A 24,729-nucleotide genomic window follows, 5' to 3' on the forward strand; every position below is an offset into this window, starting at 1 on the left:
TGTATGCGTTTCCGCATCCCTCGCGCCTCCGGTTCGACTTCGAACGACTTCCGGACGGTCGCAGAGCCGGCTTAAACGAGTGTTGCGCGACTTGCCCGAACGGTCAGGATGCTTTCCGCGAGGTAACCAAGCGCTCTGGAACAAGCTTCATTCACCATCGCGCGCGAAAGCCCGAACCGGTTGAGGGCCGGTTCACGAAACCCGTCGAATCCTCGCATCCGCGCCCCGTCCCGGAGGCCGGCCTTCGGGCGGAGAGGCGCGCGACACCGAGCGGAGAGACGAATCCATGACCGTCCTGCTGCGCGCCGTTCTGGTGATCGGCGTGCTCTCGTATCTCGCGCTGATGCGGAGCGGCGCCGATCCCGCCGGCGAGGCCCGCAAGCTCGCCGGGGCGGTGCCGGGCGCCGGCGCGGCGCTGCCGGCGGCCCTCGACGCCCTCCCGCCCGAGAGCCGCGACCGGGCCGTCCGCGCCGTGCTCGCCCGGGGCCTGATGGCGGAACTGAGCCGCCGGGCCGGGGAGCCCCCGGCCTCGATCGACACCCTGGAGGAGGCCGACAGGCAGCCCGCCTGGCGGGGCGTCGCCCCCCGCTGACGGCTCTGTCGTCAGCCCGCCTTCGCGCTGGACGCGGCCCCCGCCCGCCCCGGTGCGGGCGCGCGCTGCCCGGCGCCGCGCTCGGCGCCCTGGCGCAGCTTGGCCTCCGGTCCGTGCAGCGGCTGGTGCGGCTCGCTCCGCACGCGCTCGGCGAGCGGCCGGTCGAGGAGCGCCGCGACGAGGTCCCGGGCCGCCGGCCGGCTCACGGTGCGGAACAGGCGGACGAGGTCGGAGACGCGTTCGGCGGAGCGCGCCACCCCCTGGTTGAGGGTGAGGAAGATGTAGACCGCCTCCTCCTCGTGCAGGCCGGCGGCGCGCAGGCCCAGGGTCAGGAGGTCGTAGCGGGCGCTGGCGTCGGCCACCACGGTGAGGAAATCGCGCGGCAGGCCGAGGCCGTCCGCCAGGGCCGCCACGAAGGCGCCGACATCGTGCGCCGCCGAGAGCCCGGTCAGGACCGCGCCGAGGTCGCGGGGCGGCGGCGGGCACGGGCGCAGGGCGGCGGTCGCCTCCACGGCCCGGCCGATCACCGCGCGGCGCATCGGGTCGGCGTGCAGGTAGAGGGGCACGAGATCGGCCGCGGAGACGTCGGGGCGCACCAGGAGCAGCCGGGCGAGGTCGGCGGCGCCGCGGCCCCGGTCCACGAGCCGGGTCAGGGCGGCGCCCCAGAGGGTGATGCCGAGGTTGGCGGCCAGCGCCCGGTCGATCTCGGGCCGGCCCTCCCGGGAGAGGTCGTCCACCGCCTCGCGGCTCAGCCCAGCCCGGGCGGCGATGCGGGCGGCGATGTCGGAGCCGTCGGCGAGGGCGGCCTCGATCAGGCCGCGGCTCAGCACCGGGGCCAGCTCCACCACCGCGTCGCGGGCGCCGCCGCCCCGGAACGCGAGCGCCTGCAGGACCGCCGGCGGCGTCTCGGGGCAGGGGGCGAGCTTCCGGGCGACCACCCGGGCCGTCTCCTCGTCCACCGTGGGGATCAGCCCGCAGGCCAGGGACTCGAAGATCTCGATCGCGTTCCGGTCCCGCACCGATGCCCGCACGAACAGATCGGTCTGCACCCGCAGGATCACGGGCTTGAGATCGAGATTCTCGATGCGTGAGAGTTCGAGGAGCCCGGACAGGTCCGGCGGAGCATCGACGGATGAGGGCATGGAGGATCGGTTTACGCAGGACTGCAGTAAGCTCACGCTAACCGCATCGACGTGAATCGACCTTTAAGGCGGCGCTGACGGGACCGTGCCGTCCTGCACCATCGCGGGCCACGGGCGGCGCATCCGCACCGCCGGCCACCGTCCGGCGCGGGGCCTCAATGCGTCAGCCAGAGCCCCAGCGCGAGCGCCACCGCCACCAGGACGATCACCCCGATGAAGGCGGGCACGACCCAGCTCTGCCGCTGGCGGGCGCGGCCCGCCGCGGCCTTCTCCGAGGGCGCCCGCTCGTTCTGCCGGGCGAGCCGGACCTCCTGCGAACTCGGCGGCGTCCCGCCGGCCTCCTCGCAGGTCCCGAGCGGCGCGGCCCCGACATCCAGGTGCGGGGCCTTGTCGGCGGTGCGGCCGCTGTCGATGTCGGCCTTGAGCTGGGCGGAGGTCGGCGTATCCGAATCCGGCGGGGGATCGGCCGGGAGATTGGCGGGCGGCGGCGGGGTCTCGGCGCGCAACATGGTCGGGGTCTCCTGCGTATCCCGGTCAACGCCCGGACGGGCCGTCGGCTGCGGTCAGGATGTCGCGGGGCTCAAACGTCGCCGGATCCCCGCTTCAGGAGCGGGCGGGCCAGGAGCCCGGCCGCCGCGACGAAGCCCGCCGCGGCGCAGAAAGCCTCCAGCGTGTCCTGGCCGGGCCCGACGCTCAGGAGCAGCCGGTCGCAGCCCGCCTGCCGCGCCGCCCGCCCGGCCGCCTTCAGCAGCACCCGCCCGATGCCGCGGCGCCGGGACTCGGCGGCGACCAAGAGGGTCGTGATCAGGCCGGCGGGCCGGGGGGCGTCGAGGGTTCGGACGGGGGTGAGGGCGATCAGCCCGCTCGGCGGTCCCCATTCCACGGCGACGAGGGCGGTGCCGCCGTCCCGCTGCAGCCCCTCGAGCCGGGCCGCGAGATCGGCGGCGCCGACCGCGAGGCCCGCCTCGCCCAGCAGCGCCGCGAGGCCGGCGGCGTCGGGGCCGGCGGCCGCGCGGATCTCCAGCCCGTATCGATTGCCCAATGCGCGCCCCGCCCGGTCTCAGCCCGATCGATCGTCCGTCAGACCCGGCGCCAGCCCGGCTGCGACGGGTCGACCAGTCTGTAATTGACCGGCGCCATGCCGCAGATGGCGATCACCGCGGGCTCCGGCCCGTCGCGGACCACGCCGTCGTAATGCGGCGTCCCCGCGACCCGGCGCACGAAGCTGCCGGCCTTCACCGGCACGCAGGCGGCGGGATCGAAATCCGCCCCGCTGTTGCACCACCACGTGCCGGACAGGACCATGCAGAACCGGTCGGAGGTGTAGGTGTGCGGCGCGCTCATGTAGCCCGGCCACCAGCGGATCAGCGTATAGTACAGGCCGGTGCCGTTGAGGTCGCCGGTGAGCGTGCACCGGTCGACGCTGCGCTCCGGGTAGTCCTTCGAGGGCTGCCACGGGAGATCGCCGGGGGCACGGATGATGGTCTGGTCGGGGTTCAGCGGGCTGCCCGTCGCCCCGTTCGCCAGGAGCAGCGGTAGCGTCCCGAGGAGCGAGGCCGCCAGCAGGTCGCGCCGGCTCGCCTCCGCTCGAATATGCGTCTCCGTCATCGCAGGATCCGTCCCTGTCACCGGCGGCCAGCCCGCCGGCATCCGCACGGGCAACGCCGACGCCCGGGTTTCTCTCCCGGACCGGGCCCCCGCACGGTTTCAAACGCGCGGCGCTCTCAGCGGATCGGCCGGGCGTGGAACGCGCGGGGCGCCAACGGCATTGCTCCGCAGGATCGGCGGGGATGAGTCCGGCGGGGGTGGGTCATGGCGGATCGGGTGCGGGACCAAGTCCCGGACGAGCCGGACGACGAGGATCCGAAGGCCGGGCCGCCGGAGCGCAGGCCCGGCGACGCGGCCGCGCCCGCCGAGGCCGAGCCCAGCGAGCGCCGGAAGGCCGAGACCGAGATCGCCGCCGGAGACGTGGCCGACGACCTCGCCGATTTCGCGTAAGGGGGACGGCCGGCGTGGCGCGCGCCGACCCCCACGGCGCGGCTTGTCGTCAGGCCGTTTCCTTGGCCTTGCGCGGACGGGCTGCGCGCTTCGGCTTCTCGGCGACTTCCTCCTCGGCGGGCTCCGGGGCCGCCGCGGACTTGCGGCGCTGCTGGCCGAGGCCGAGGCTGCGGGCGAGTTCGGAGCGCTGGGCGGAATAGCTCGCGGCCGTCGACGGATAGTCCCGCGGCAGCCCGAAACGCTCGCGATACTGCTCGATCGTCAGACCGTTGCGCGAGAGATGGCGCTTGAGCGTCTTGTACGGCTTGCCGTCGATGAAGGAGATCAGCGCGTCCGAGGTCACCGACTTGCGGATCTGGGCCGGCGTCGGCTTGTCGGCCGCCTCGGTGACGGCCGCCGCGGGGGCGGACAGCTTCGCCAGAGCGGCGTGGACGCCGGCGAGCAGACCGGGCAACTCGCTGATCGGCACGGAATTGTTTGAGACATACGCTGAGACGATGTCCGAGGCTTGCTCGATAAAGGTCTGCTGCTGCTCAGTGGCGTTGTCGTCCATCGATGATTCCCTCTATCCGGCGGTGGTGAGACAGTTCTAACGTCTGTGCAGCAAAATCAAGTCGTCGTCGAGCATTTCCCTGCACAGCGTGCCGCCCGTTAACACGCATATTATTCAAGCGCGGGGTCGAGCTGAAATCGTTGCCGGTGAAACCCGGTCGGCGGGACGGGCACTTTCACCAGTTCGCGGCCCTCGGCGCTCTGCCCGCGTGCCTCTGACGGGGATCAGGCTGGTCCCTTCGATTGCGAAGATCGGTTGTCGGTCTGACGAGACGCGTGAAATCTCGCGGCCCGTCCTGCAAAGGATCTTGGGCAAAGGATCTTGGGCACAGGATCTTGGGGCCGCGCGGCGCATGCGTCATAACGGGCCGGGCGGGACAGGACCGGGACGGTGGGCGTGGATCAGCAATCGGAGCCGGGCACCGTCTTCGGGGCCCATATCCCGTTCGTGGATTTCTGCGGGATCGAGGCGCTCGACGTGGCGGAGGGCCGGACGCGCCTGCGGCTCGTTTTGCGTCCGGAGCATGCCAACAACCTCGGCATCGCCCATGGCGGCGTGCTCTGCACCCTGCTCGACGTCGCCCTCGGGACGGCCGCCCGCCTCCGGGCCGGGCGGCCGGTGGTGACCCTCGACCTGCAGGCCCGGTTCCTCAATCCCGCCCGGGGCGAACTCGTGGCGGAGGGGCGCGTCACCCGGGCCGGGCGTGCGGTGATCTTCTGCGAGGCCGAGATCCGCGACGCGGCCGGGACGCTGGTGGCGAGCGCCACCGGCCTGCTCAAGCCGGTGGGCGAGGGCGCGCCCCGCTGACGCCCGGTCCGGCGCAGGCCTGCGCCGGACCGGGGCCTCAAAACCGTCCTAGGCAGTCTTGAGATGGTCGAGTTCCGTCAGCCCGCTGCCGCCATCGGCGTAGGCCGCCTTGAAGCTCGCCCGCGCCTGCCAGCGCCGCCACAGGGCGTCGAGCTGCTCGAACCGCTCGTCGAGCGGGGTGGCGCAGACCGGGAATTTCGAGAACGCGATCGCCGTGCAGAGCGTGATGTCGGCGAAGGTCGGCTCGTCGCCGCCGAGCATCCAGGCGCGGCCGTCCGCGAGGTGGCGGTCGACCAGGCCGGCATGCGCCAGCGCCTCCTTGCGGCAATGCTCGCCCCATTGCGGGTTGTGCGTCAGCTCCAGCTTCGGCCCGAGCCCCTGGTTCAGCACGTGGAACATCGTGGTGATCCGGTAGAGGATGTGCACCCAGATCCGGTTGTCCCACATCGTGTCGAGCCCCTGCTCCAGAGGCGTCTCGCCGGTGAGGCGGCGACCCGGATGGGCCGCGTCGAGGTAGCGCACGATCGCGGCCGTCTCGGACAGCACGGTCCCGTCGGCGAGCAGGAGGGTCGGCGTCTCGCCCCAGGGATTCATCTTGAGATGGCGCCATTGCCGCTGCTCGCCCCCCGGCGCCATGTCGTAGACCACCTCGTCGAACAGATGGGCGATGCCCTTCTCGTGCGCGAACAGGCGCAGGCGCTGCGGATTCGGGAAGGCGGAGGGCGAGGTGAAGAGGCGGAGGGTGTCGGCCATGGTCTCGGGCTGTCCTGACGGTTCGAGGGCGCGCCGCACGGGCGCATGACCGGCGGATCTAGGGCGGCGATGCCGTGTCGGCCCGGGACTTCGGCGCAGGGCGATGCGGCGCGCCGATTTGGCGCCCGCCGATTGACGCCCCAGCGGCGCAGTGGGAAAGCCTACCGCATGACGATGCCGGACGACGCCCGCGCAGCCCTGACTGCCCCCCTGTCCGAGGCCGACGTGACGGCCATGAAATCCGAGGCCGCGGCCTGGTTCGCGACCCTGCGCGACCGCATCCTGGCGGCCTTCGAGACCCTGGAGGCCGAGGCCGAGGGACCGTTCCACCCGGATGCGCCCGCAGGCGCCGGGACCTTCGAGAAGACGCCCTGGAACCGCACCGACCATACCGGCCAGCCCGGCGGCGGCGGCGTCATGGCGATGCTGAAGGGCCGGGTCTTCGAGAAGGCGGGGGTCCATATCTCCACGGTCCACGGCGAGTTCGCCCCGGAATTCCGCGCCCAGATGCCCGGGGCGGCCGAGGATCCGCGGTTCTTCGCCACCGGCATCTCGCTGATCGCCCATCCGTGGAACCCGCACGCGCCGACGGTCCACATGAACACCCGCTTCGTCGCGACCACGAAGGCGTGGTTCGGGGGCGGGGCCGACCTCACGCCGGTGCTGATGCGGCGGCGCAACCAGGACGATCCGGACAGCCGCCATTTCCACGCCTGCCTGGCGCGTGCCTGCGCGGCCCACGGCGTCGACCATGCCCGCTACAAGGCGTGGTGCGACGAATACTTCCACCTCAAGCACCGCAACGAGCCCCGCGGCATCGGCGGCATCTTTTATGACTATCGCTGGACCGGCGATGCGCAGGCCGATCTCGCCTTCACCCGCGACGTGGGGGGCGCCTTCCTGGAGGCGTATCCGAAAATCGTCCGCGACAATGTCGGGACCGCCTGGACCGAGGCCGACCGCGAGGAACAGCAGGTCCGGCGCGGACGCTACGTCGAGTTCAACCTGCTCTACGACCGCGGCACGATCTTCGGGCTGAAGACCGGCGGCAACGTCGCCTCGATCCTGTCGTCCCTGCCGCCAACGGTGCGCTGGCCGTGATGGGGGCCCTGTGAGCGCCGGGCTGCCGGCCGCCTACGCCCCGCAGCAGGACGCGGCGCTGAAGGCGATCGCCGCGTGGCGGCGGGAGGGCGGATCCCAGGTGTTCCGGCTGTTCGGCTATGCCGGCACCGGCAAGACCACGCTGGCGCGCCGGATCGCCGAGGATGTCGACGGCACGGTGGTCTACGGCGCCTTCACCGGCAAGGCGGCCTCGGTGATGCGCCAGAAGGGCTGCTACGACGCCGCCACGATCCACTCGCTGATCTACCGCACCAAGGAAGCGGAGGAGGGCGGGCCGACCTTCACGCTGAACCGGTCCGGGCCGGCCGCGAAGGCGGACCTGATCATCATCGACGAATGCTCGATGGTGGATTCCGACCTCGGCAACGACCTGCTGTCGTTCGAGCGGCCGGTGCTGGTCCTGGGCGACCCGGCGCAGCTGCCGCCGGTGCGCGGCGGCGGCTTCTTCACCGAGGCCGAGCCGGACGTGATGCTCACGGAGGTCCATCGGCAGGCCAAGGACGACCCGATCGTCCGCATGGCGATGACCATCCGCGAGGGCGGCCGGCTGGACCTCGGCACCTTCGGCCAGAGCCGGGTGGTGTCGCGCCGCGCCCTGGACCCGGCCGAGGTGCTCGAATGCGACCAGGTGCTGGTCGGCCTCAACAAGACCCGCCGCCTCTACAACGGGCGGCTCCGGGAACTCGCCGGCCACACCGATCCGATGCCGGCGATCGGCGAGAAGCTGGTCTGCCTGCGCAATGACCGGGTGAAGGGCCTGCTCAACGGCTCGACCTGGACGGTGCAAGCCCTGCGCGCGCCGCCGCGGCCGGACCTGATCCGCCTCGACGTGGTGCCGGAGGACGACCCGGGCCTGCGCCGGAAGCCCACCGACATCAAGGTCCTGCGCGCGATGATTTCGGGCTCGGACGAGGAGATCCCGCTGTTCCTGCGCCGGGAGACCGACGAGTTCACCTACGGCTACGCGCTGACGGTCCACAAGGCGCAGGGGTCGCAGTGGGACCGGGTGACGCTGTTCGACGAATCCTACGCCTTCCGCGAGCACCGGGCCCGCTGGCTCTACACCGGGCTGACCCGGGCCGCGCAGGCGATCACCGTGGTGGTCTGATCCGTCGCCGGGGTTTTCCGCGGGACGGCGCCACGCCCGACGCATCGCTCCGGAGACCGCGCGGTTCCGGGCGCGGGCGTGCACGACAACCGAGGCCGCCGGCACGGGGCGGCCTGCTGCGGAGGCAGGCGATCGCGTGACCTGACCCGCCAACCGAGCGGTCACAGCCCGAGACCGCGCAGAGGACGTGGGCCACGAACCAAGTCCATTCCACCCCGCCGATGCAGGCCTATCGAACCCGGGCCGTCGGATCGGGCCCGCTCTCATAAACGATGCGTGCAAGTAACTCATCAACCGCTGAATGTATAGTTGTGGTGACGAGGAGCATTAAATCTAAATATTCCGATGAATATTCATAAAAACACGATTTTGCTTCGGTTCAGAATCGAACGATAGACTCGGGGCCGATCAAGCTGCGGCCGTGATTTCCCATTGCTGACGCCGGTGGGCCTCTCGCACGATGCAGTTTGCTCGACGTTCGGAGGGACATCCATGCGCAGGCTCACCTGTATGGCACTTGTTCTCATCCCAGCCGCCGCTCCGGCCCGCGCACGGGCCTGCGAGGGCGTGAGCGCGCGCAACGCCGGGACGGATATCGCGTCCGCCCAGCGGCAGCAGGCCGAGTTCACCCGCGCGCGGGCTCAGCGTGATCGCGGGCGGGCTTGGCGGGACGAGAATGCCTCCGTCAACGCGGAGCGCGATGCGCGGAGTGCGATGCGCGGAGTGCGCGCCGCTTCGATACGCGCGGATCCATTTCGAAACGCGGATCCATCGCGGGAGGCCGCCGGCATCGGTCACAGGACGAAGAAACCGACGCTGGCGACCGTCATGATGGCGGTGGCCAGCCATCCGCCCACCCGCATCGGCGTCGACAGGCTCAGGCGCCCCATGATGCGGCCGTTGCAGGCGACGAGCATCAGCGCGGCCATGACCGGCGCCGCCAGGATGCCGTTGACGACGGCGGCCCAGTACAGCGCCTTGACCGGATCGAGCGCGGTGAAGTTGAGGCCGACCCCGGCCAGGGTCGCCACCGAGAGCGTCGCGTAGAAGGCCTTGGCCTGCCGAAGGCGTCGGTCGAGGCCCCCGGTCCACCGGAAGGCCTCGGAGAGGGCGTAGGCCGCCGATCCGGCCAGCACCGGCACCGCGAGCAGGCCCGTCCCGAGGATGCCGACGGCGAAGAGCGCGAAGGTGAAGATGCCGGCGATCGGCCGGAGGGCCTCGGCCGCCTGCGCCGAAGTCTGGATGTCGGTGACCCCGTTCGCGTGCAGCGTGGCGGCGGTCGCGTAGATGATGAAGATGGCGATGACGTTCGAGACGCCCATCCCGACCACCGTGTCGGTCCGGATGCGGGCGAATTGCGGGCCCGCGTCCCGCGGCGTGCGCCAGAGGGGTTGGGCGCCGCGCTTGATCCGGTCCTCCACCTCCAGCGCCGACTGCCAGAAGAACAGGTACGGGCTGATCGTGGTGCCGAGGACCGCCACCAGGGCGGTCGCGTGGACGGCGTCGAAGCGCAGGTGCGGCACGAGGGTGGCGAACAAAGCCGCGTCCCACGGGACGTGCACGGTGAACACCACGGCGACGTAGGCGAACAGGGACAGGGTCAGCCATTTGAGCAGGCGCGCATAGGGCGCGTAGGGCACGACGATCTCGGCGACCACGCACAGGATGCCGAATCCCACGGTGTAGAGCCTCGGATTGCCCCCCAGGAGCAGGGTGAGCGCCGCGCCCATGGCCCCGAGATCCGCGCCGAGGTTGATGACGTTGGCCACGAGGAGCACGGTCACGACGGTGCGCACGAGCCACGCCGGATAATGCCGGCGCAGGTTCGCCGCGATGCCGCGGCCGGTCACGCAGCCGATACGTCCGCTGATCTCCTGGATCATCACCATGAAGGGCAGGCTGAACAGCATGGTCCAGGCGAGGCCGTACCCGAACTGCGCGCCGACCTGGGCATAGGTGGCGATCCCGCTGGGATCGTCGTCGGCGGCTCCGGTGATCAGGCCGGGCCCGAGACGTCGGACCATGCCGATGGCGGAGGCCGAGCCGGGATCGGATGCGACGCCCTCGCCCAACCCGGTGGCCCGGATCGGGGGACCGGATCCTCCGTGAGCGATCGAGGCGCGGCGCGGCATTGCGGGCTTCCAGCGGCGCGGTCGGAGGCGAAGGATGGCCCAGCCGGTCCGGCCCGTCCCCGGACGGGGATGCGAGACGTCCGGGCCGCGGGGCCTGCCCCCGCATCCCTCGCATGTAGGGGCCGATCCGAAGCCGGTCCTTGATCCAGCGCAAGGACGCCCTCGGAGTTCCCCCTATGCTGAGCGCCACACCCGCGAGGGTCGGCGCTCGCGTTCGGCCGGGGTGTAAAGGAACCGGTGATGATCTCTCCGCGCGCCGTCTTGGCCTTGGCCAAGCAACAGGACCGCCTCACCGAGTTGCTCCGCCTGATCGACAACGGGCGGTGGTGGACCGGGGACGAAGCCTCCCTGATCGACGAGGACGAGGTCTGCCTGCAGGCCGACAGGATCGGAAGCGCCCTGGACGTGGTCGAGCGTCTCGCGAACGAGATGGCCGCCGAGGACGGCATGGGCACCGGATCGCAGCTCGCGTCCAGGCCGGGGCATGCCCTGCCGCGCCCGACAGGTCTCGCGTCCGGGAACGAGGCCGTTCCGGAAGGTCTGGGTCCGTTCTCTCCGGGCCAGGTCGGGCCCCTCCATGACCTGATCCACGAGTCGGGCGGTTACGAGCAGAGGGCCTGGGGGTTCTCCGGCAGTACCGCGAAGCTGGTCTGACCCGCCGGCGCCGGCCCGGCGATGGGCGCCACGATCACCGGCGCCGATACCGGACCCGCCGGATCCCAACCCCGGGTCGGGATCCGTGAAATTTCGTATGAGAGCCCGTCTGACCGCGCGATTGCAGTCGCGTGACGGTTTTGACCGACGTGTCTCCCGATCGTCTCCGCGCCCTTCGAGGGTTCCGTTCCGCCACGGGTCATATGGTGAAGGTTCTGCACCACCCCGTGCCGGCTGGGGCGGTCACGGCAGGCCCGGGATGGTCCATGTCGCAGCGCTCCGGAGGGAGCCCCACCCTGATCCGGGGTTCAGCGCCATCGCGCCCCGCAGAGCCGCCGCCGTCACGAAGGCCAGGAGGTGGCTCCGGTGGGCATCCTCGCGCCGGATCCGCGGCGATCCTGGCGGCCGTCAGGCAGAGAGTCCACGCAGCCCCGCCCTGCAGACGCCCGGAGCCATCGCTCAAGCAAGCGCTCGGACGCGTCTTCTCGCGCGTCGAGACGAGTCCTTGACCCCGGACGGCACCCGTGGCTTCTGGGGGCGGCTGGTACCCTGACTCCGTAGCTCAGCTGGATAGAGCAGCCGCCTTCTAAGCGGCAGGTCGTTGGTTCGAGCCCAACCGGGGTCGCCAGCAAGCACCGCCGCTCGCACGTCGAAGCGGGCGGCATCCTTGATCACCCCCAGCGCCACGCGGTTGCTCCCGGCCGGCGTTTCGACGGGCGAAGGCGGCCACTCGGACACCGACGGTGGCCGTCCGTGCGGGACGACACGCCCGGCCTGCCTCGGGTTGCTCGAACGATTCGTCGGCCCCGGGTGCGCCGACCCGGTCGATCCGCCCTTGCGTGATCGGGATTGGCCCGATCGTCGGGTCTCGGGGCCCCAATCCGGCGACGAGCCGAGCAGAACAGCCGCGATCCGCGGGGCCACGCCCGTTATTTCTTGTCGGTCCGTCTCACCGACGCCGTCATCGGCGCCCCCCGTTCGGATCCGTCATATCAAATCGGTCGCGAAGAGCTCGTCATCGTGTGTAATATCAAATTCAATTCCGTCTATGTATTCGACAAATTGATATATCGGCACCAGCGATAGATAATACTTGTGCATTGCCGGAAAGCTTGACAATAAGCACGTGATCATATCTACTACATTAGAAGTGGTTTATATCGATTAACACTGTGCTCTGAGCACTGTCGAGACGGTCGGCTCGGTTCGTTCGAACCGGGATGGTGGTTCGAGGCCGTCGCGGGGCGTGCGGGAGGCACGTCGGTCTCGGTGCGACGGGATCCGCGCGGCGTCGCTCGTGCGTCAGCCGCACGCGGGGATGCCCAGGCCCCGATCGCGTCCGGTTCGGTCGCCGTGTTTACGGGTTGAGACAATACTAATTCATCGAATATGAATTTGACTCCAAATATTTAATCCATATCCACCGTAAAAATATCTCAAATCCCGTCGGAATATCGCCGCTTCGACAGAAGAAAGACTGATATGAATTTGTCGACCATCGTCGAAGTCCGGCGTCCGGCGTCCTTCGCCGACCTGCGGGACTGGCATGCGGGGTGCTCCTGGCTCGCCGGAGGCACGTGGCTGTTCTCCGAGCCGCAGGTTGCGGTCGATACGCTGATCGACCTCGACGCCCTGGGCTGGACACCCCTGACGGTGACCGAGGCCGGGCTCGAGATCGCCGCGACCTGTCGCGTTGCGGAGCTTCACGCCTTCGCGGGTCCGCCGGAATGGCGGGCGGTGCCGCTGTTCCGGCACTGCATCGACGCGTTCCTGATGTCGTTCAAGATCTGGAACGCCGCCACGATCGGCGGCAACCTCTGCATGTCGCTGCCCGCCGGCGCGATGATCTCGCTGACCGCGGCGCTCGAGGGCGTCTGCACCCTGTGGCCCCGCGCGGGCGCGCCGCGGACGGTCCCGGTCGTCGACTTCGTGACCGGCAACCACGCCAACATCCTCCAGCCGGGGGAACTGCTGCGCAGCATCCACCTGCCGGCCTCCGCCCTGGCGAAGCGCACGGCCATGCGGCAGGTCTCGCTGACCAAGCTCGGCCGCTCGGCCGCCCTGATCGTCGCCACGGTCGGCGCGGACGGCTCGGATTTCCTGCTGACCGTCTCGGCCGCCACCCCCCGGCCGGTGCAGCTGCGCTTCCCCGCCTGCCCCTCGGCCGAGGCCCTGCGCGGAGCCCTCGATGCGCGCCTGCCGCGGGACGCCTATTTCGACGACGTGCACGGCTCGGCCCCCTACAAGCAGCACGTCACGCGATACCTCGCCGAACAGATCCGCTCGGAGCTCGCATGACCCGCTACGCGATCGACGGCCGGGGCTACGAGGCCGAACCGGCCCCGGGCCAGTGCCTGCGGACCTTCCTGCGCGATCTCGGCGTGTTCGGCGTCAAGAAGGGCTGCGACGCGGGCGATTGCGGCGCCTGCACGGTCCATATCGACGGCACGCCGTTCCATTCCTGCCTCGTCCCGGCCTTCCGGGCCGCGGGCCGCACGGTCACCACGATCGAGGGCCTGTCCGCCTGCGGCGACGATCTGCATCCCATGCAGCAGGCGTTCCGTGACGCGCAGGCGTTCCAGTGCGGCTTCTGCGCGGCCGGCATGATCATGACGGCCGTGACCCTGACCGAGGCGCAGAAGGCCGACCTGCCGCACGCGCTCAAGGGCAATCTCTGCCGTTGCACCGGCTACCGGGCGATCGACGACGCCCTGCACGGCCGCTGCAACATCGCGGCGGACCTGCCCGGCCAGGCCCTCGGCGCCAGCCTGCCCAATCCCTTCACCGACGCGATCCTCACCGGGCGCGCCCGCTACACGATGGATGTCGCGGTCCCGGATCTACTGCACCTGAATGTCCTGCGCTCGCCCCACGCGCATGCGCGCCTCGTCGCGGTCGACAGGGCGGCGGCGCTCGCCGTGCCGGGGGTCGTGGCGGTCTACACCTGGGAGGACGTGCCCAGGCGCCGCTTCACCTCGGCGCTGCACGAGGATCATCTCGTCGATCCGGACGACATCCTGCTCCTCGACAATATCGCGCGCTTCGCCGGCCAGCGGATCGCGGCGGTCGTCGCCGAGTCCGAGGGGGCGGCCGAGGCCGGCTGCCGGGCCCTGCAGGTGACCTACGACATTCTGCCGGCGGTGTTCGATCCGGTCGCCGCGATGGCGCCCGACGCGCCCCTCCTCCACGACAAGGACCACGTCGAGGCCAGCAGCAACATCTACTGCACGCTCCAGGGCGAGATCGGCGACGTGGCGCAGGGCTTCGCCCAGGCCGACGCGGTCTACGAGCAGACCTATGCCACCACCCGCGTCCAGCATGCGCATCTGGAGACGCACGGCTCGATCGCCTGGAAGGGCGAGGACGGCCGCTGGCACGTCCGGACGAGTTCGCAGGCGCCGTTCGTGGTGCGGACCAAGCTTGCCTACGTGATGGGCCTGTCGCCCCGGGACATCCACGTCTTCACCGAGCGGGTCGGCGGCGGCTTCGGCGGCAAGCAGGAGATGATCTCGGAGGATCTCGTCCTGTTCGCCACGATGAAGCTCGGGCGCCCGGTGAAGTGGGAATGGACCCGGGAGGAGGAGTTCATCGGCGCCACGACGCGCCACCCGATGACCACCCGGGTGAAGATCGGCGCCCGCCGGGACGGCACGCTGACGGCCCTCGACGTCGAGGTCGTCTCCAACACCGGCGCCTATGGCGGCCACGGCGGCGAGACCCTGGCGGCCGCGATGGCGAGCCCGCTCGCCGCCTACCGCTGCCCGAACAAGAAGGGCATCGGCCACGCCGTCTACACCAACATGGTGCCGGCGGGGGGCTTCCGCGGCTACGGCGCCTCGCAGACCACCTTCGCCATCGAGTGCGCGATCGATTCCCTCGCCCGGCAGCTCGGCATCGATCCCTTCGCGATCCGGCGCCGGAACGTCGTGCAGCCCGGGGACACCGTCGAGTCGATCTGGAAGGAGCCGAGCGACGCGAGCTTCGGCAGCCACGGCATCGGCGAATGCCTCGACATCGTCGAGCGCGAACTCGCCACCGGCAACGGCCTCGCCAAGCCCGAGGGGGCGGACTGGGCCGAGGGCCGGGGCGTGGCGCTGGCCATGCTCGAATGCGGGCCCCCCACCGAGCACCGCTCCGGTGCCGACATGCGCCTGCTGCCGGACGGGACCTACCACCTCGCCTGCGGCTCCACCGAGATGGGCAACGGCATCACCACGGCGCACAAGCAGATCGCGGCCTCGGTCCTGGGGACCCGGGCGGACGCGGTCGCCATCATCAACGCCGACACGGACCGTACCCCCTACGACACCGGCACCTTCGCCAGCACCGGCACCGTGGTCGGCGGCAAGGCGGTGCATCTGGCCGCGCAGGCCATGGAAGAGGACATCCTGGACTTCGCCAGCCGGCATACCGGCGTGCCGCGGGATCAGTGCCGGCTGGAGGAGAGCGGGGTCCTTTGCGGCAACCGGCGCATCGCCCTCGCCGACCTCCACGCCGAGGGGACCAAGGTCGATCACCGGTTCATGGTGACCCGGCGGGCCTATCTCTCGCCGCGGACCATCGCCTTCAACGTGCAGGGCGTGCGCCTCGCGGTGCATCGGGTGACCGGCGAGATCCGGGTGCTGCACAGCGTCCACGCCGCCGATATCGGCCGGCCGATCAACCCGATGCAGTGCCGCGGCCAGCTCGATGGCGCCGTCGCCATGGGCTACGGCTGGGCGCTGGTCGAGACCATGGTGCATGACGGGGCGGGCCGCATGGTCAACCCGCAGCTGCGCAATTGCCGCATCCCGACCTTCGCCGACACGCCGCGCACCGAGATCCACTTCGCCGACACGACCGACCGCATCGGGCCGCTCGGCGCGAAGTCGCAGGGCGAGTGCGGCATCAATCCCGTGGCGCCGGCGGTCGCGAACGCCCTGGAGGACGCCATCGGGGTGCGCTTCACCCACCTGCCGTTCACGCCCGACCGCCTGTTCGCGACTTTGTCGGCGGCATGAGCGGGTCCGCATCCAGCGTCAGCATCGTGACGCAGACCTCGGTGCGGCCGGATTGCGCCGACGCCTTCGCCCAGTGGCAGGGCGGGACCAGCGCGGTGATCGCGTCGTTTCCCGGCTTCATCGAGCAGCGCCTGATGCCCCCGCATCCGCCCCTGCAGGTGGATTGGGTGATCCTCCAGCGGTTCAGGAGCGTGGACCAGGCGAAGGCCTGGCTCGGCTCCCCGGAGCGGCAGGCCCGGATCGAGGGCGCCGTCCCGATGCTCCTGGGCCGCGACGACGTCCACATCGTCCGGGACGATGCCAGCGCGGCCCGGACCGCCCCGGCCAGCGCGGTGATCAGCACCCGCGTGAAGCCCGGCCTGGAGGCCGAATACCTCCGGTGGGAGCAGAAGATCGCCGCGGCGCAGTCGAAGGCCCCCGGCCTGCAGGGCTACCGCTTCGAGCCGGCCATGCCGGGGGTGCAGGAGGACTTCGTCGCGATCCTGCGCTTCGACAGCGAGGCGAACCTGCGCGCCTGGATGGACTCGCCCGCGCGGCAGGCCCTGGTCGCGGAGGCGGCGCCGCTCACCGCCGAGTTCCACGCCCGGACGGTGCAGAGCGGCTTCGAGCAATGGTTCCGCGACGCCACGCCGGCCGGGGCGCCGGCGCCCGCGGCGTGGAAGATGAACATGATCGTCCTGCTGACGCTCTACCCGACCGTGTTCCTGTGGGGGCTCCTGGTCGGCACCCCGATCCTCAACCGGACCCTGGGGCTGGATTTCCCGATCGCCCTGTTCATCGGCAACCTGTTCAGCGTGCTGCTCACCGCGCAGCTGGTGCCGTGGACGGCCAAGCGGCTCGGCTGGTGGCTGTCCCCCCCTCCGGAGCGGCGCGCCCGCGCCGATCTCCAGGGCGCCGGTCTGCTGATCGCCGCCCTCGCGGCCATGATCCTCGTCTTCCGGATGCTGTCTTGACCGGCGCCCTCGCTGGGACGGGGGCCACTGCGGCGCCGCCGCGGCGCCCAGGACGGCTTCGCTGAGCCGGTCCGCGTCGGGCGCGCGCGTTGCGTCCGGGTTTCCGTGATGGGTGCGCTCACCCACCCGATCGGGCGCGGTCCGGTGCGGTTGACCTTCCGGGTGCCGAACGCCATCACGGCCTACCCGGTGACGGCGTGGCCGGTGCCGGACCCAGCCTTCGGCCGGTTCCCGGCCACGGTGATGGGGATGTCGTTCCTGCGCGGGAGCAATCGGCATGGTCAGATTCACCGTGATGGCCGGCTCCATCGCCCGGGAGCAGTCCCGGACGGGCCCGGCCTTCCGGGACGCTGGGGGCGCCACGATGATCACGGTCTACCGCGCCCCGATCGAGGAGCCAGGGGCGAGGGCCATCGCGGCCTATCTCGGGGCGACCGGCCGAGTGGCGGCGGCGGACCAGGGGGCCATGCCATGACAGCCAGGAGCGCCGGACGCATCGGGGCCGGGACAGGGCCCGCCGGCCGCGACCGCGGATTCGCCCGGGTCGGGGCGGCCGGCAGCCTGCTGCCGGGGCTGCTCCTGTGCCTGGCCATCACCGGGGTGGCGCAGGCGCTGCAGGCCGGCGAAGAGAGCCTGACCGGCCATCCCTATGTCGAGGCCCTGGTGCTGGCCATCCTCCTGGGCACGGCGCTGCGCACCGCCTGGGTGCCGGGGGCGCGCTTCAAGGCCGGGATCGCCTTCTCGGCCAAGCAGGTGCTGGAGGTGGCCGTGACCCTGCTCGGCGCCTCGGTGAGCCTGGGGGCGATCGTCGCCTCGGGTCCGGCGCTGCTCGCCGGCATCGTCGGGGCGGTGGCCCTCACCATCCTGGGGAGCTGCGCCATCTGCCGCGGCCTCGGCCTGCCCGTGCGCATGGCGCTGCTGATCGCCTGCGGCAACGCCATCTGCGGCAACTCGGCCATCGCCGCGGTGGCACCGGTCATCGGCGCCGACAGCCGGGACGTGGCGGCGGCCATCGCGTTCACGGCCGTGCTCGGCGTGCTGATGGTGCTCGGCCTGCCGCTGTTCGTGCCGCTGGCCGGCTTCGGCGAGCATCAGTACGGCGTACTGGCGGGACTCACCGTCTACGCGGTGCCGCAGGTGCTGGCCGCGACCGTGCCGGTGGGCCCGCTCGCCACGCAGGTCGGCACGCTGGTCAAGCTCGTGCGCGTGCTGATGCTCGGCCCCGTGGTGGTGGCCCTGTCGCTGATCGCGCCGCGCCTGCCCGCGGAGGGCACCGGGGGGGCTGCCGCCCCGGGCCGGCTCGGCTTCTTCAAGCTGGTGCCGTGGTTCATCCTGGGCTTCCTGGCGCTGGCCACCCTGCGCTCGCTCGGGCTGATCCCGGACGGCTGGGTCGCGCCGCTGTCGCGGATCGCCGGCTTCCTCACGATCGTGTCGATGGCCGCGCTGGGCCTGGGCGTCGACGTGCGCGTCCTCGCGCAGGTCGGCGGCCGGGTGACGCTGGCGGTCACCGCCTCGCTGCTCGTGCTCCTGGCCATCGCGGTCCTGCTCATCCGCGGCCTCGGGATCGGTTGAGGGCGCGGCGCGCGGTCAGTCGGCCGGCGTGTAGCGCAGCGTCCCGGCGCGGCGCGTGGGCTGGCCGGTATCGTTCGTGTGGTTGACGCCGTCCATCACCGGCACCGCGCGGAAATCGAACGGACTGACACCCTCCAGGCAGGCGACGTTGACGGCGTACAGGGTGATGTCGGAGCGCCGTTGATGGTGCGTGTAGATCCCGCAGCGGGAGCAGAAGAAGTGCTGCGCCGCGCCGGTGTGGAAGCGATAGGCGGTCAGCACGTCCGCGCCCGCCCGGATCCGGATCCCGCCCACCTCCGCCATGGCGACGACGGCACCGCGCATGCGGCAGTAGGAGCACGTGCAGCGTCGGACCGACCGGAAGCCGTCGCTGAGCGCCACCTCGAAACGCACCGCGCCGCAATGGCACTGGCCAGCGCGCAGGCGCGTCTCGGCGTCCGTATCGGCGTCCATGTCGCCCGGGCCTCCTGTGCGGTTCGCGGGGCCAGGGTATCGCCGAAGCGCGGGCGGGACAATCGCGGGCTCGTCACGCATCGCGTGAGATCCCCTCACACGGGACGGCGGCGCAATGCCGGAGCCGCTCCCCCGGCGGTCCGGGGCCGGGTTCAGGCCGTCCGGTGGCCGAGCTGGATCGCTTTCGCGATCTCCGAGCGTTGCGCGGCGTAGCCGGGGGCCGTCATCGGGTAATCGTTCGGCAGGCCGTAATGCGCGCGATACCGCTCGGGCGTCAGGCCGTGGGCGGTGAGGTGGCGCTTCAGGGTCTTGTAGGAGCGGCCGTCGATGAAGCTGATCAGGCCGTCGGACTGGATCGACTTGCGGATCTCGGCCGGTGTCGGCGGCTCGGGGCTGGGACCGGCCTCGGACCTGGCCGCGGCCGGCCTTGCGACCGCGGCCAGCGCCGCGTGGACGTTGGCCAGGAGCGCCGGCAGCTCGGTCGGTGGCACGGCATTGTTGGACAGATAGGCCGCGACGATGCGCACCACGAAGGCGCGAATCGTCGATCGAAAATCGTCCTCAAACCCGTCAATGTCGACCAGTTCCATGCCGAGCTTCCTCTAAAACCCATACAATTCTGGATTACTCCTACATTACTGGATGTCAACGCCGAAGCGCGCCCGGCGCAGCGCCGATCCGCGCATGCAACGGGTCCGCGGCGCCCCCGGGCTCGGCCCCCCCCCGGCGATCGTGGCCCGCAGCCCGCGCGGCGGGTGCCGCACGGCGAACCGGGCCTCCGCCCTCCAGGCGGCGCGATACCCGCCGGGCCGGATCGGACGCAGCTGGATCGGGCCGGACGGGAGCGGGACAGGCGGCGCATGCCGCTTTCGCCGAACCGGTCTTCGTGATCCAATACAGGTCCCGCGTAGCGCGAAGCCTCTCCAGGGAGACGATCCGCTGTCCTCGTGTCCCCAGGTCGAAGGTCCGGCCCTCACGCGGGCACCGCGCCGCGCCGTCGCGGGCACCGGGCGCGCCGGCGTGAGGGTCGCGCCGCTGGTGGTGCTCCTGCTCGCGCCGCCCGTCCTCCACGGACAGGAGGCGCTCGGGCTGATCGCCCCGGGCCCGCCCGGTTTCGGCGCGCCGCCCGAGGCGGAGATGCGGGCCAGGGTCGCCGCAGAGTTCCCGGACGCGCCCCTCGTCCGGTTCCGCAAGGTCAGGCCGATGGCGGGCGAAACCGGCGATGCCGTGGCGTTCTGCGGCCAGGTCAGCGCGACGGCGCCGGACCAGCGGGAGCAGAACTTCCACCTGTTCCTGTACGGCCGCACCGCCGGAGCCGAGACCGTTCACATTCTCGGATCCGAATCCCTGAACGGCTACCGGATCGGCCGCAAGCTGATCGGCGCCCTGCGGCGCATCGGCTGTCTTTAGCGCGCCGTGATTCCGCGTAAGACGGCCCTCAGCAGTCGGGGGCAGTCCGTGCGGCGGCCGATCCACTGGGACTTCGGTATCGCCCGGCATGGGGCAATCACGAAGACTGTAACCGTTGCCTCCGGACCGATCGTTCCCGGTTGCCACAGGCCGTGCCATGCTGTCCGAAACATCCGGGAGGACGCCATGGACCGCCGCCGCATTCTCGCCCGGGGATACCGGGCTTGGGTCCCGCTGGGCGCGGCGGGCGCCCTGGTCCTCGCGGGGGCGGCCGCGGCCCAGGAGGTCAAGCGGACCGAACTCGGCCGCCAGCCGGTCTCGGGCGACGAGAGCCGGGAGATCGTCATGCAGCTCGTCGAGATCCCGCCGGGCGCGACCTCGCGGCGGCACTTTCACAACGGCGAGGAGGCCTTCTACGTGCTCGAGGGCGGCCTCGCCCAGATGCCGGGTCAGCCGTCGAAGGAGCGGCCCGCGGGCGAGCGCGGCATCAACCGGCGCGGCGTCCCCCATGCCGGCTACACGGTGGTCGGCGACAGGACCGTGAGGATCCTGTCGGTCTACGTCGTCGACAAGGGCAAGCCGCTCCAGGAGGCCGCCGACTGACCCGCCTGCCCCACACGTGGCGAGATTGCGGCAGAAACTTGACTGTTGTGAACGAATCAGTATACAGCTTGACCGTTGCGTTGCAGATACACCCCCAAAGCGTCTGGAGGTTTCGATGTGCGCGCGGAAGACCTTCTATATCTTCGCCAAGGCGTCCGATGCCCAGCAGTTCTGCGCCGTTCGGCAGGATCAACCGATCCCGCCGATGATCGACGGCGTGAACTGGCGTTATGTGAGCTGCATCGACACGTCACGGGACAGGCCGTTCGGCTTCGACATCGACGCTGCGCATCGCGCGATGCGGCGTTGCGGCGTGTACGTCTACAGGCGCGAGTTCATCTTCTCCCAGCCCGGAGTCCTGCTGGAGGCTGCCTGAGTATCCGTCCGGGCGCCGGATCTCCGTCCGGACCGTCCCGGCATCGGCGTCGCGGCGTTCCGCGCCGTTCCAGAACGACGAAACCCGTCTGGTCCGGCCGCCTCCCGACGACGCGGTGGCGCGGGCCAGGGACGCGGCGCCCGTGCCGGCACCGTTCGGCCGCGGAGGCACCGTCGGAGATGGCCAGATTCAAGTCTGGGACACGCCTCCTCGCCGTCATCGCGGGCGGGCAGCGTGTCGCGATCCTGCACGGTGGCCGGCATGACGGCGAGCGCCAGGACGTGGCCTTCGGCATCGACCAGGGCCGCGCCGTCAGGGTGCGCCTGTCGAACCATGGCGCCCGACCGGCGTCACCGGCCGAGCGGCCCTGAGATCGCGGTCCGGACGGGGCCTGTCGTCATCGCGGCCGATCGTCCGGACGCGCGGGCGCCTGGGCCCGCCGGATCCGCGCCATTAGGGCCAGGCTCCGGCGCCGGTGGCGGCGCAGCTCCGCCGCGAGGCTGCGCGCGTCCGGCAGGCCCACGGCCTTGGCGATCTGCCGGGACGCGGTCTCGGACGGGTCCGCGGCGGGATCGGCCATCACCAGCCGCTGCCATTGAAAGACCGCGTCGAGGAACCCGTAGGTCTCGGCGAGGGCGTCGGCCGCCTCGGCCGGCAGCAGGCCGCGGGCCGCCGCCCCGCGGAAGACCGCCTCCGCGCCGAGGCCGATGCAGCCCGGCCAGGCGCGGGCATGGCTCAGCACGATCGCCTGGGCCAGGAAATCGAGATCGAACAGGGCCCCGGGGGCGAGCTTCAGGTCGTAGGGCCCGGCATGGCCGCGCTCCCGGGCGACGAGCGCCCGCATCGCCCCCGCCTCGGCGCAGACGGACGCCGGATCGCGCGGGCGGGCGAGGATCGCGGCGATCTCGGTCAGGACGGCTGCCCCGAGGGCGGCGTCGCCGGCCACGACCCGGGCGCGGACGAGGGCCATGTGCTCCCACGGCTCCGCCGCCTCGTGGTGATAGGCCGTGAAGCCGGTGCGCTGCACGGCGGGGGGGCTGTGGCTGCCGTAGGGCCGCAGCCGCAGATCGACCGCGTAGAGCCGGCCGCGCCGGGTTGCCGCGGTGAGCGCCGCGTAGAGGCGCTGCGCCAGCCGGTTGTAGGCCACGACCGCGTCGAGGGGGCGCGGGCCGTCGCTGATGCGGTCCTCCGGATCGAAATCGTAGAGGAACACGAGGTCGAGGTCGGATTCGGCGCTGAGCTGCCGGGAGCCGAGCCGGCCGAGCGCCAGGACGCAGCACCGCCCCTTCGGCACGGCGCCGTGGTCCCGCGCGAAGCGGCGTTCCTCCGCCTCCAGGCTCAGCGCCACCGCGGCCTCGGCGATGGCGGTGTAGGCCTCGCCGGCCTGGCGCGGCGTCAGGATGCCCGACAGCAGGCGGGCGCCGGTCACGAAGCTCAGCTGCCGCGTGGCGTCCCGGCAGCGGTCCAAGAACTCCTCGTGGCTCGCCGGCCGGCCGACCAGGGCCCGGTACTGGGCGCGTACCGCGTCGGCATCCGGGGGCGGCGCCACGAAATCCGAATCCAGCACGGTGTCGAGGACGTGCGGGCTCAGGCCCACCGTGTCGGCGAGGCGTGGCGCGGTCCCCAGGATGTCGGCGAACAGCAGGCGCAGGCGCTCGTGCGCCCGCAGGATCGCCAGCAGCTCCGCCACGGCCGGCATCCGCGCGAAGGCCCGATCGAGGGTGAGCAGCGCCGCGTCCGGGTCGGCGGTGCCGCCCAGCGCCCGCAGCAGCGCCGGGAGCGTCTCGGCCAGGATCTCCCGGGCTCGGGCCGTGCGCAGCGCCGCGCGGCGCCCGCGGTGCCAGCCCTCCACGGTCTCCCAGGCCCGGGCTGCGTCCCGGAACCCGAAGGCGGCGAGCCGCGCCAGGGTCTCCGGCTCCGGTGCCTCGCCCGCGCCGAACACGAGGCCCGCCTCGGCGGCGGGGTCGTCGGCCTCGAACAGCAGGGCGTAATGGGCCTGGACCCGGCCGGCATGGTGGCGAAGCGCCGCCTCGAACGCCGCGAGGTCGGGGAAGCCCGCGAACAGGGCGAGGCCGGTCAGCGCCGCCGTGCCGGTGGGCAGGCGCTGGGTCTGCTCGTCGCGGATCATCTGGAGGCGGTGCTCCAGGGTGCGCAGGAAGCCGTAGGCGGCGGTCAGCTCGTCCCGGGCTTGCCCGTCGATCCAGCCCGAAGCGGCGAGGCCGTCGAGCATCGCCACGGTGCCGCGGCCCCGCAGGGCCGGCTTGCGGCCGCCGAACACGAGCTGCTGGGTCTGGACGAAGAACTCGATCTCCCGGATCCCGCCGCGGCCGATCTTGATGTCGTGGCCGGCGACCGCGACGGTCTCGTGGCCGCGGACCAGGTGGATCTGCCGCTTGAGCGCGTGGATCTCGGCGATCGCCGGGAAGTCGAAGTGCCGCCGCCAGATGAACGGCGCCAGCTCCGCGAGGAACGCCGCGCCGGCCGGGATGTCGCCCGCGATCGGCCGCGCCTTGATGAAGGCGGCGCGCTCCCAGTTCTGGCCGAGGGTCTGGTAGTAGTCGAAGGCGAAGACCGTCGAGAGGGCCACCGCGGTGGAGCCCGGGTCCGGCCGCAGGCGGTAATCGATGCGGTGGACGTAGCCCTCCGCGGTCCGGTCGGACAGGAGCTTCACCAGCCCCTGCGCGAGCTTGACGAGGAACGGTTTGGGATCGCCCCCGGTCGCGGCCGCGGCCACCGCGGAATCGTAGAAGACCACCAGGTCGATGTCGCTCGAATAGTTCAGCTCGCCGCCGCCGAGCTTGCCGAGGCCCAGCACGATCAGCCCCGACCCGTCCTGCGGCGCCGCCGGATCCGGCGGCCGGAACCGCCCGGCCGCGATCCCCTTCCGGAGCAGCGCCTCGGTGGCCGCGCTCACCGAGGCGTCGGCGAAGTCCGACAGCGCCCGGGTGACCGTGGCGAGGTCCCAGCCGCCGCCGAGATCGGCGAGCGCCACGAGGAGCGCGTGCGCCGCCCGGTTGGCGCGCAGCCGCCGGCCGACCTCGGCGAGGTCGGGATCCGCCCCGCAGGCGGCGCCGACCGCGCGCTGGCGGGCGACGAGATCCCGGTTCGCCGCGTCCGGCGGCTGATCGAGCAGGGCGACGAGGCGGTCCGGCGCGCGCAGGCACGCCTGCCAGAGGAAGGGGGAATGGTCGGCGAGCCCCAGGAGCAGGTCGCGGCACGGCGGCGTCAGGAACCCCGCCGGGAGGGACGGCGCGATCTCGGCGAGCCGGGCCCGCGCCGCCCCGGGATCCGCGAGCCGGAGGCGGGGGCGCAGGCGCGCGTGCAGGGAATCTTTCCGCATCGGGCGGCTTAGAGCGGCCGGCGGCCGGAACCGCATTGTCCGGTGTCGCGTGTCATGCCGCATCCTCCCCGGGGCGGCGGGCCCGGTACCGCACCGGTCCCGGGCGCCTTCGTCCGGCCGCCGATTCGAGGGCCCGCCCGCCGGTCCGTCAATCCCGGTAA

General features: G+C 71.7%; 25 protein-coding genes and 1 tRNA gene. 16 read left to right on the top strand and 10 right to left on the bottom strand.

The genetic code is table 11. From position 1 onward, the window contains the following. Nucleotides 1-286 precede the first annotated feature (286 nt). Complete coding sequence (locus tag MKK69_RS21240) at nt 287-592, top strand: hypothetical protein (RefSeq protein ID WP_243971168.1); 306 nt, start codon at nt 287-289, stop codon at nt 590-592. Nucleotides 593-603: 11 nt separating this feature from the next. Here the strand turns inward: MKK69_RS21240 and MKK69_RS21245 are convergent, their stop codons facing one another. The 4 genes from MKK69_RS21245 to MKK69_RS21260 all read right to left on the bottom strand — a co-directional run bounded on the left by MKK69_RS21245 (nt 604) and on the right by MKK69_RS21260 (nt 3,342). Beyond that, nucleotides 604-1,734, bottom strand: coding sequence for a DUF2336 domain-containing protein (locus MKK69_RS21245; RefSeq protein WP_243971170.1), 1,131 nt, complete (start codon nt 1,732-1,734; stop codon nt 604-606). Between the two features lie 155 nt (nt 1,735-1,889). After that, on the bottom strand, nt 1,890-2,243 hold the full coding sequence (locus MKK69_RS21250) for a hypothetical protein (RefSeq protein ID WP_243971172.1): 354 nt from the start codon (nt 2,241-2,243) through the stop codon (nt 1,890-1,892). 71 nt (nt 2,244-2,314) lie between these two features. Beyond that, a complete protein-coding gene (locus MKK69_RS21255) occupies nt 2,315-2,776 on the bottom strand; it encodes a GNAT family N-acetyltransferase (protein WP_243971174.1) in 462 nt (153 codons plus the stop codon). A 38-nt stretch (nt 2,777-2,814) separates the two neighbouring features. Next, nucleotides 2,815-3,342 (bottom strand): hypothetical protein, encoded by a 528-nt coding sequence (locus tag MKK69_RS21260; protein WP_243971176.1) that lies wholly within the window; start codon nt 3,340-3,342, stop codon nt 2,815-2,817. Between the two features lie 204 nt (nt 3,343-3,546). Here MKK69_RS21260 and MKK69_RS21265 point away from each other — a divergent pair, with 204 nt between their 5' ends. Next, nucleotides 3,547-3,732: a hypothetical protein gene (locus MKK69_RS21265; protein ID WP_243971178.1), complete on the top strand. Its 186-nt coding sequence runs from the start codon at nt 3,547-3,549 to the stop codon at nt 3,730-3,732. A gap of 49 nt (nt 3,733-3,781) precedes the next feature. Here the strand turns inward: MKK69_RS21265 and MKK69_RS21270 are convergent, their stop codons facing one another. Then, nucleotides 3,782-4,285, bottom strand: coding sequence for a MucR family transcriptional regulator (locus MKK69_RS21270; protein WP_243971180.1), 504 nt, complete (start codon nt 4,283-4,285; stop codon nt 3,782-3,784). A 396-nt stretch (nt 4,286-4,681) separates the two neighbouring features. Here MKK69_RS21270 and MKK69_RS21275 point away from each other — a divergent pair, with 396 nt between their 5' ends. Continuing rightward, the gene (locus MKK69_RS21275; RefSeq protein ID WP_243971182.1) at nt 4,682-5,092 is read left to right on the top strand and encodes a PaaI family thioesterase; all 411 of its coding nucleotides are present in this window, start codon (nt 4,682-4,684) and stop codon (nt 5,090-5,092) included. 48 nt (nt 5,093-5,140) lie between these two features. Here the strand turns inward: MKK69_RS21275 and MKK69_RS21280 are convergent, their stop codons facing one another. Continuing rightward, nucleotides 5,141-5,845: a glutathione S-transferase family protein gene (locus MKK69_RS21280; protein WP_243971184.1), complete on the bottom strand. Its 705-nt coding sequence runs from the start codon at nt 5,843-5,845 to the stop codon at nt 5,141-5,143. 168 nt (nt 5,846-6,013) lie between these two features. Between MKK69_RS21280 and hemF the strand changes: the two genes are divergently transcribed. Beyond that, nucleotides 6,014-6,946: an oxygen-dependent coproporphyrinogen oxidase gene (gene hemF, locus MKK69_RS21285; protein WP_243971186.1), complete on the top strand. Its 933-nt coding sequence runs from the start codon at nt 6,014-6,016 to the stop codon at nt 6,944-6,946. Nucleotides 6,947-6,956: 10 nt separating this feature from the next. Next, complete coding sequence (locus MKK69_RS21290; RefSeq protein WP_243971188.1) at nt 6,957-8,075, top strand: ATP-dependent RecD-like DNA helicase; 1,119 nt, start codon at nt 6,957-6,959, stop codon at nt 8,073-8,075. Between the two features lie 794 nt (nt 8,076-8,869). On the opposite strand, the gene MKK69_RS21295 is transcribed toward MKK69_RS21290, so the two are convergent. After that, nucleotides 8,870-10,207 carry an NRAMP family divalent metal transporter gene (locus tag MKK69_RS21295; RefSeq protein WP_243971189.1) on the bottom strand — a complete coding sequence of 446 codons (1,338 nt, stop codon included), beginning with the start codon at nt 10,205-10,207 and terminating at the stop codon, nt 8,870-8,872. 240 nt (nt 10,208-10,447) lie between these two features. Here MKK69_RS21295 and MKK69_RS21300 point away from each other — a divergent pair, with 240 nt between their 5' ends. The 7 genes from MKK69_RS21300 (at nt 10,448) to MKK69_RS21330 (ending at nt 18,386) form a co-directional block, all read left to right on the top strand. Further along, entirely contained in the window at nt 10,448-10,861 is a 414-nt protein-coding gene (locus MKK69_RS21300) for a hypothetical protein (RefSeq protein ID WP_243971191.1), read from the top strand. 551 nt (nt 10,862-11,412) lie between these two features. Continuing rightward, nucleotides 11,413-11,489, top strand: a tRNA-Arg gene (locus tag MKK69_RS21305). Nucleotides 11,490-12,343: 854 nt separating this feature from the next. Continuing rightward, on the top strand, nt 12,344-13,159 hold the full coding sequence (locus tag MKK69_RS21310) for an FAD binding domain-containing protein (protein ID WP_243971193.1): 816 nt from the start codon (nt 12,344-12,346) through the stop codon (nt 13,157-13,159). Beyond that, on the top strand, nt 13,156-15,861 hold the full coding sequence (locus MKK69_RS21315) for a molybdopterin-dependent oxidoreductase (RefSeq protein WP_243971195.1): 2,706 nt from the start codon (nt 13,156-13,158) through the stop codon (nt 15,859-15,861). The genes MKK69_RS21310 and MKK69_RS21315 overlap by 4 nt, the downstream gene beginning before the upstream one ends. Then, nucleotides 15,858-16,814: an antibiotic biosynthesis monooxygenase gene (locus MKK69_RS21320; RefSeq protein ID WP_243971197.1), complete on the top strand. Its 957-nt coding sequence runs from the start codon at nt 15,858-15,860 to the stop codon at nt 16,812-16,814. The genes MKK69_RS21315 and MKK69_RS21320 overlap by 4 nt, the downstream gene beginning before the upstream one ends. A gap of 277 nt (nt 16,815-17,091) precedes the next feature. After that, nucleotides 17,092-17,289 (top strand): hypothetical protein, encoded by a 198-nt coding sequence (locus MKK69_RS21325; RefSeq protein ID WP_243971199.1) that lies wholly within the window; start codon nt 17,092-17,094, stop codon nt 17,287-17,289. Further along, nucleotides 17,286-18,386 (top strand): YeiH family protein, encoded by a 1,101-nt coding sequence (locus MKK69_RS21330; protein ID WP_243971201.1) that lies wholly within the window; start codon nt 17,286-17,288, stop codon nt 18,384-18,386. The genes MKK69_RS21325 and MKK69_RS21330 overlap by 4 nt, the downstream gene beginning before the upstream one ends. A gap of 15 nt (nt 18,387-18,401) precedes the next feature. On the opposite strand, the gene MKK69_RS21335 is transcribed toward MKK69_RS21330, so the two are convergent. Next, on the bottom strand, nt 18,402-18,839 hold the full coding sequence (locus MKK69_RS21335; RefSeq protein ID WP_243971203.1) for a GFA family protein: 438 nt from the start codon (nt 18,837-18,839) through the stop codon (nt 18,402-18,404). 152 nt (nt 18,840-18,991) lie between these two features. Next, nucleotides 18,992-19,429 (bottom strand): MucR family transcriptional regulator, encoded by a 438-nt coding sequence (locus tag MKK69_RS21340; protein WP_243971205.1) that lies wholly within the window; start codon nt 19,427-19,429, stop codon nt 18,992-18,994. Between the two features lie 430 nt (nt 19,430-19,859). Here MKK69_RS21340 and MKK69_RS21345 point away from each other — a divergent pair, with 430 nt between their 5' ends. From MKK69_RS21345 to MKK69_RS21360, 4 genes are all read left to right on the top strand, one after another. Next, the gene (locus tag MKK69_RS21345; protein ID WP_243971207.1) at nt 19,860-20,249 is read left to right on the top strand and encodes a hypothetical protein; all 390 of its coding nucleotides are present in this window, start codon (nt 19,860-19,862) and stop codon (nt 20,247-20,249) included. 186 nt (nt 20,250-20,435) lie between these two features. Continuing rightward, nucleotides 20,436-20,852, top strand: coding sequence for a cupin domain-containing protein (locus MKK69_RS21350; RefSeq protein ID WP_243971209.1), 417 nt, complete (start codon nt 20,436-20,438; stop codon nt 20,850-20,852). Nucleotides 20,853-20,967: 115 nt separating this feature from the next. Beyond that, nucleotides 20,968-21,228, top strand: coding sequence for a hypothetical protein (locus MKK69_RS21355; RefSeq protein ID WP_243971211.1), 261 nt, complete (start codon nt 20,968-20,970; stop codon nt 21,226-21,228). A 179-nt stretch (nt 21,229-21,407) separates the two neighbouring features. Continuing rightward, nucleotides 21,408-21,599 (top strand): hypothetical protein, encoded by a 192-nt coding sequence (locus tag MKK69_RS21360; protein ID WP_243971213.1) that lies wholly within the window; start codon nt 21,408-21,410, stop codon nt 21,597-21,599. A gap of 26 nt (nt 21,600-21,625) precedes the next feature. On the opposite strand, the gene MKK69_RS21365 is transcribed toward MKK69_RS21360, so the two are convergent. Further along, nucleotides 21,626-24,568 carry a bifunctional [glutamine synthetase] adenylyltransferase/[glutamine synthetase]-adenylyl-L-tyrosine phosphorylase gene (locus tag MKK69_RS21365; RefSeq protein WP_243971214.1) on the bottom strand — a complete coding sequence of 981 codons (2,943 nt, stop codon included), beginning with the start codon at nt 24,566-24,568 and terminating at the stop codon, nt 21,626-21,628. Nucleotides 24,569-24,729 lie beyond the last annotated feature (161 nt).

Origin of the sequence: Methylobacterium sp. J-026, from assembly GCF_022829585.1 — a bacterium.
Lineage (GTDB): Bacteria > Pseudomonadota > Alphaproteobacteria > Rhizobiales > Beijerinckiaceae > Methylobacterium.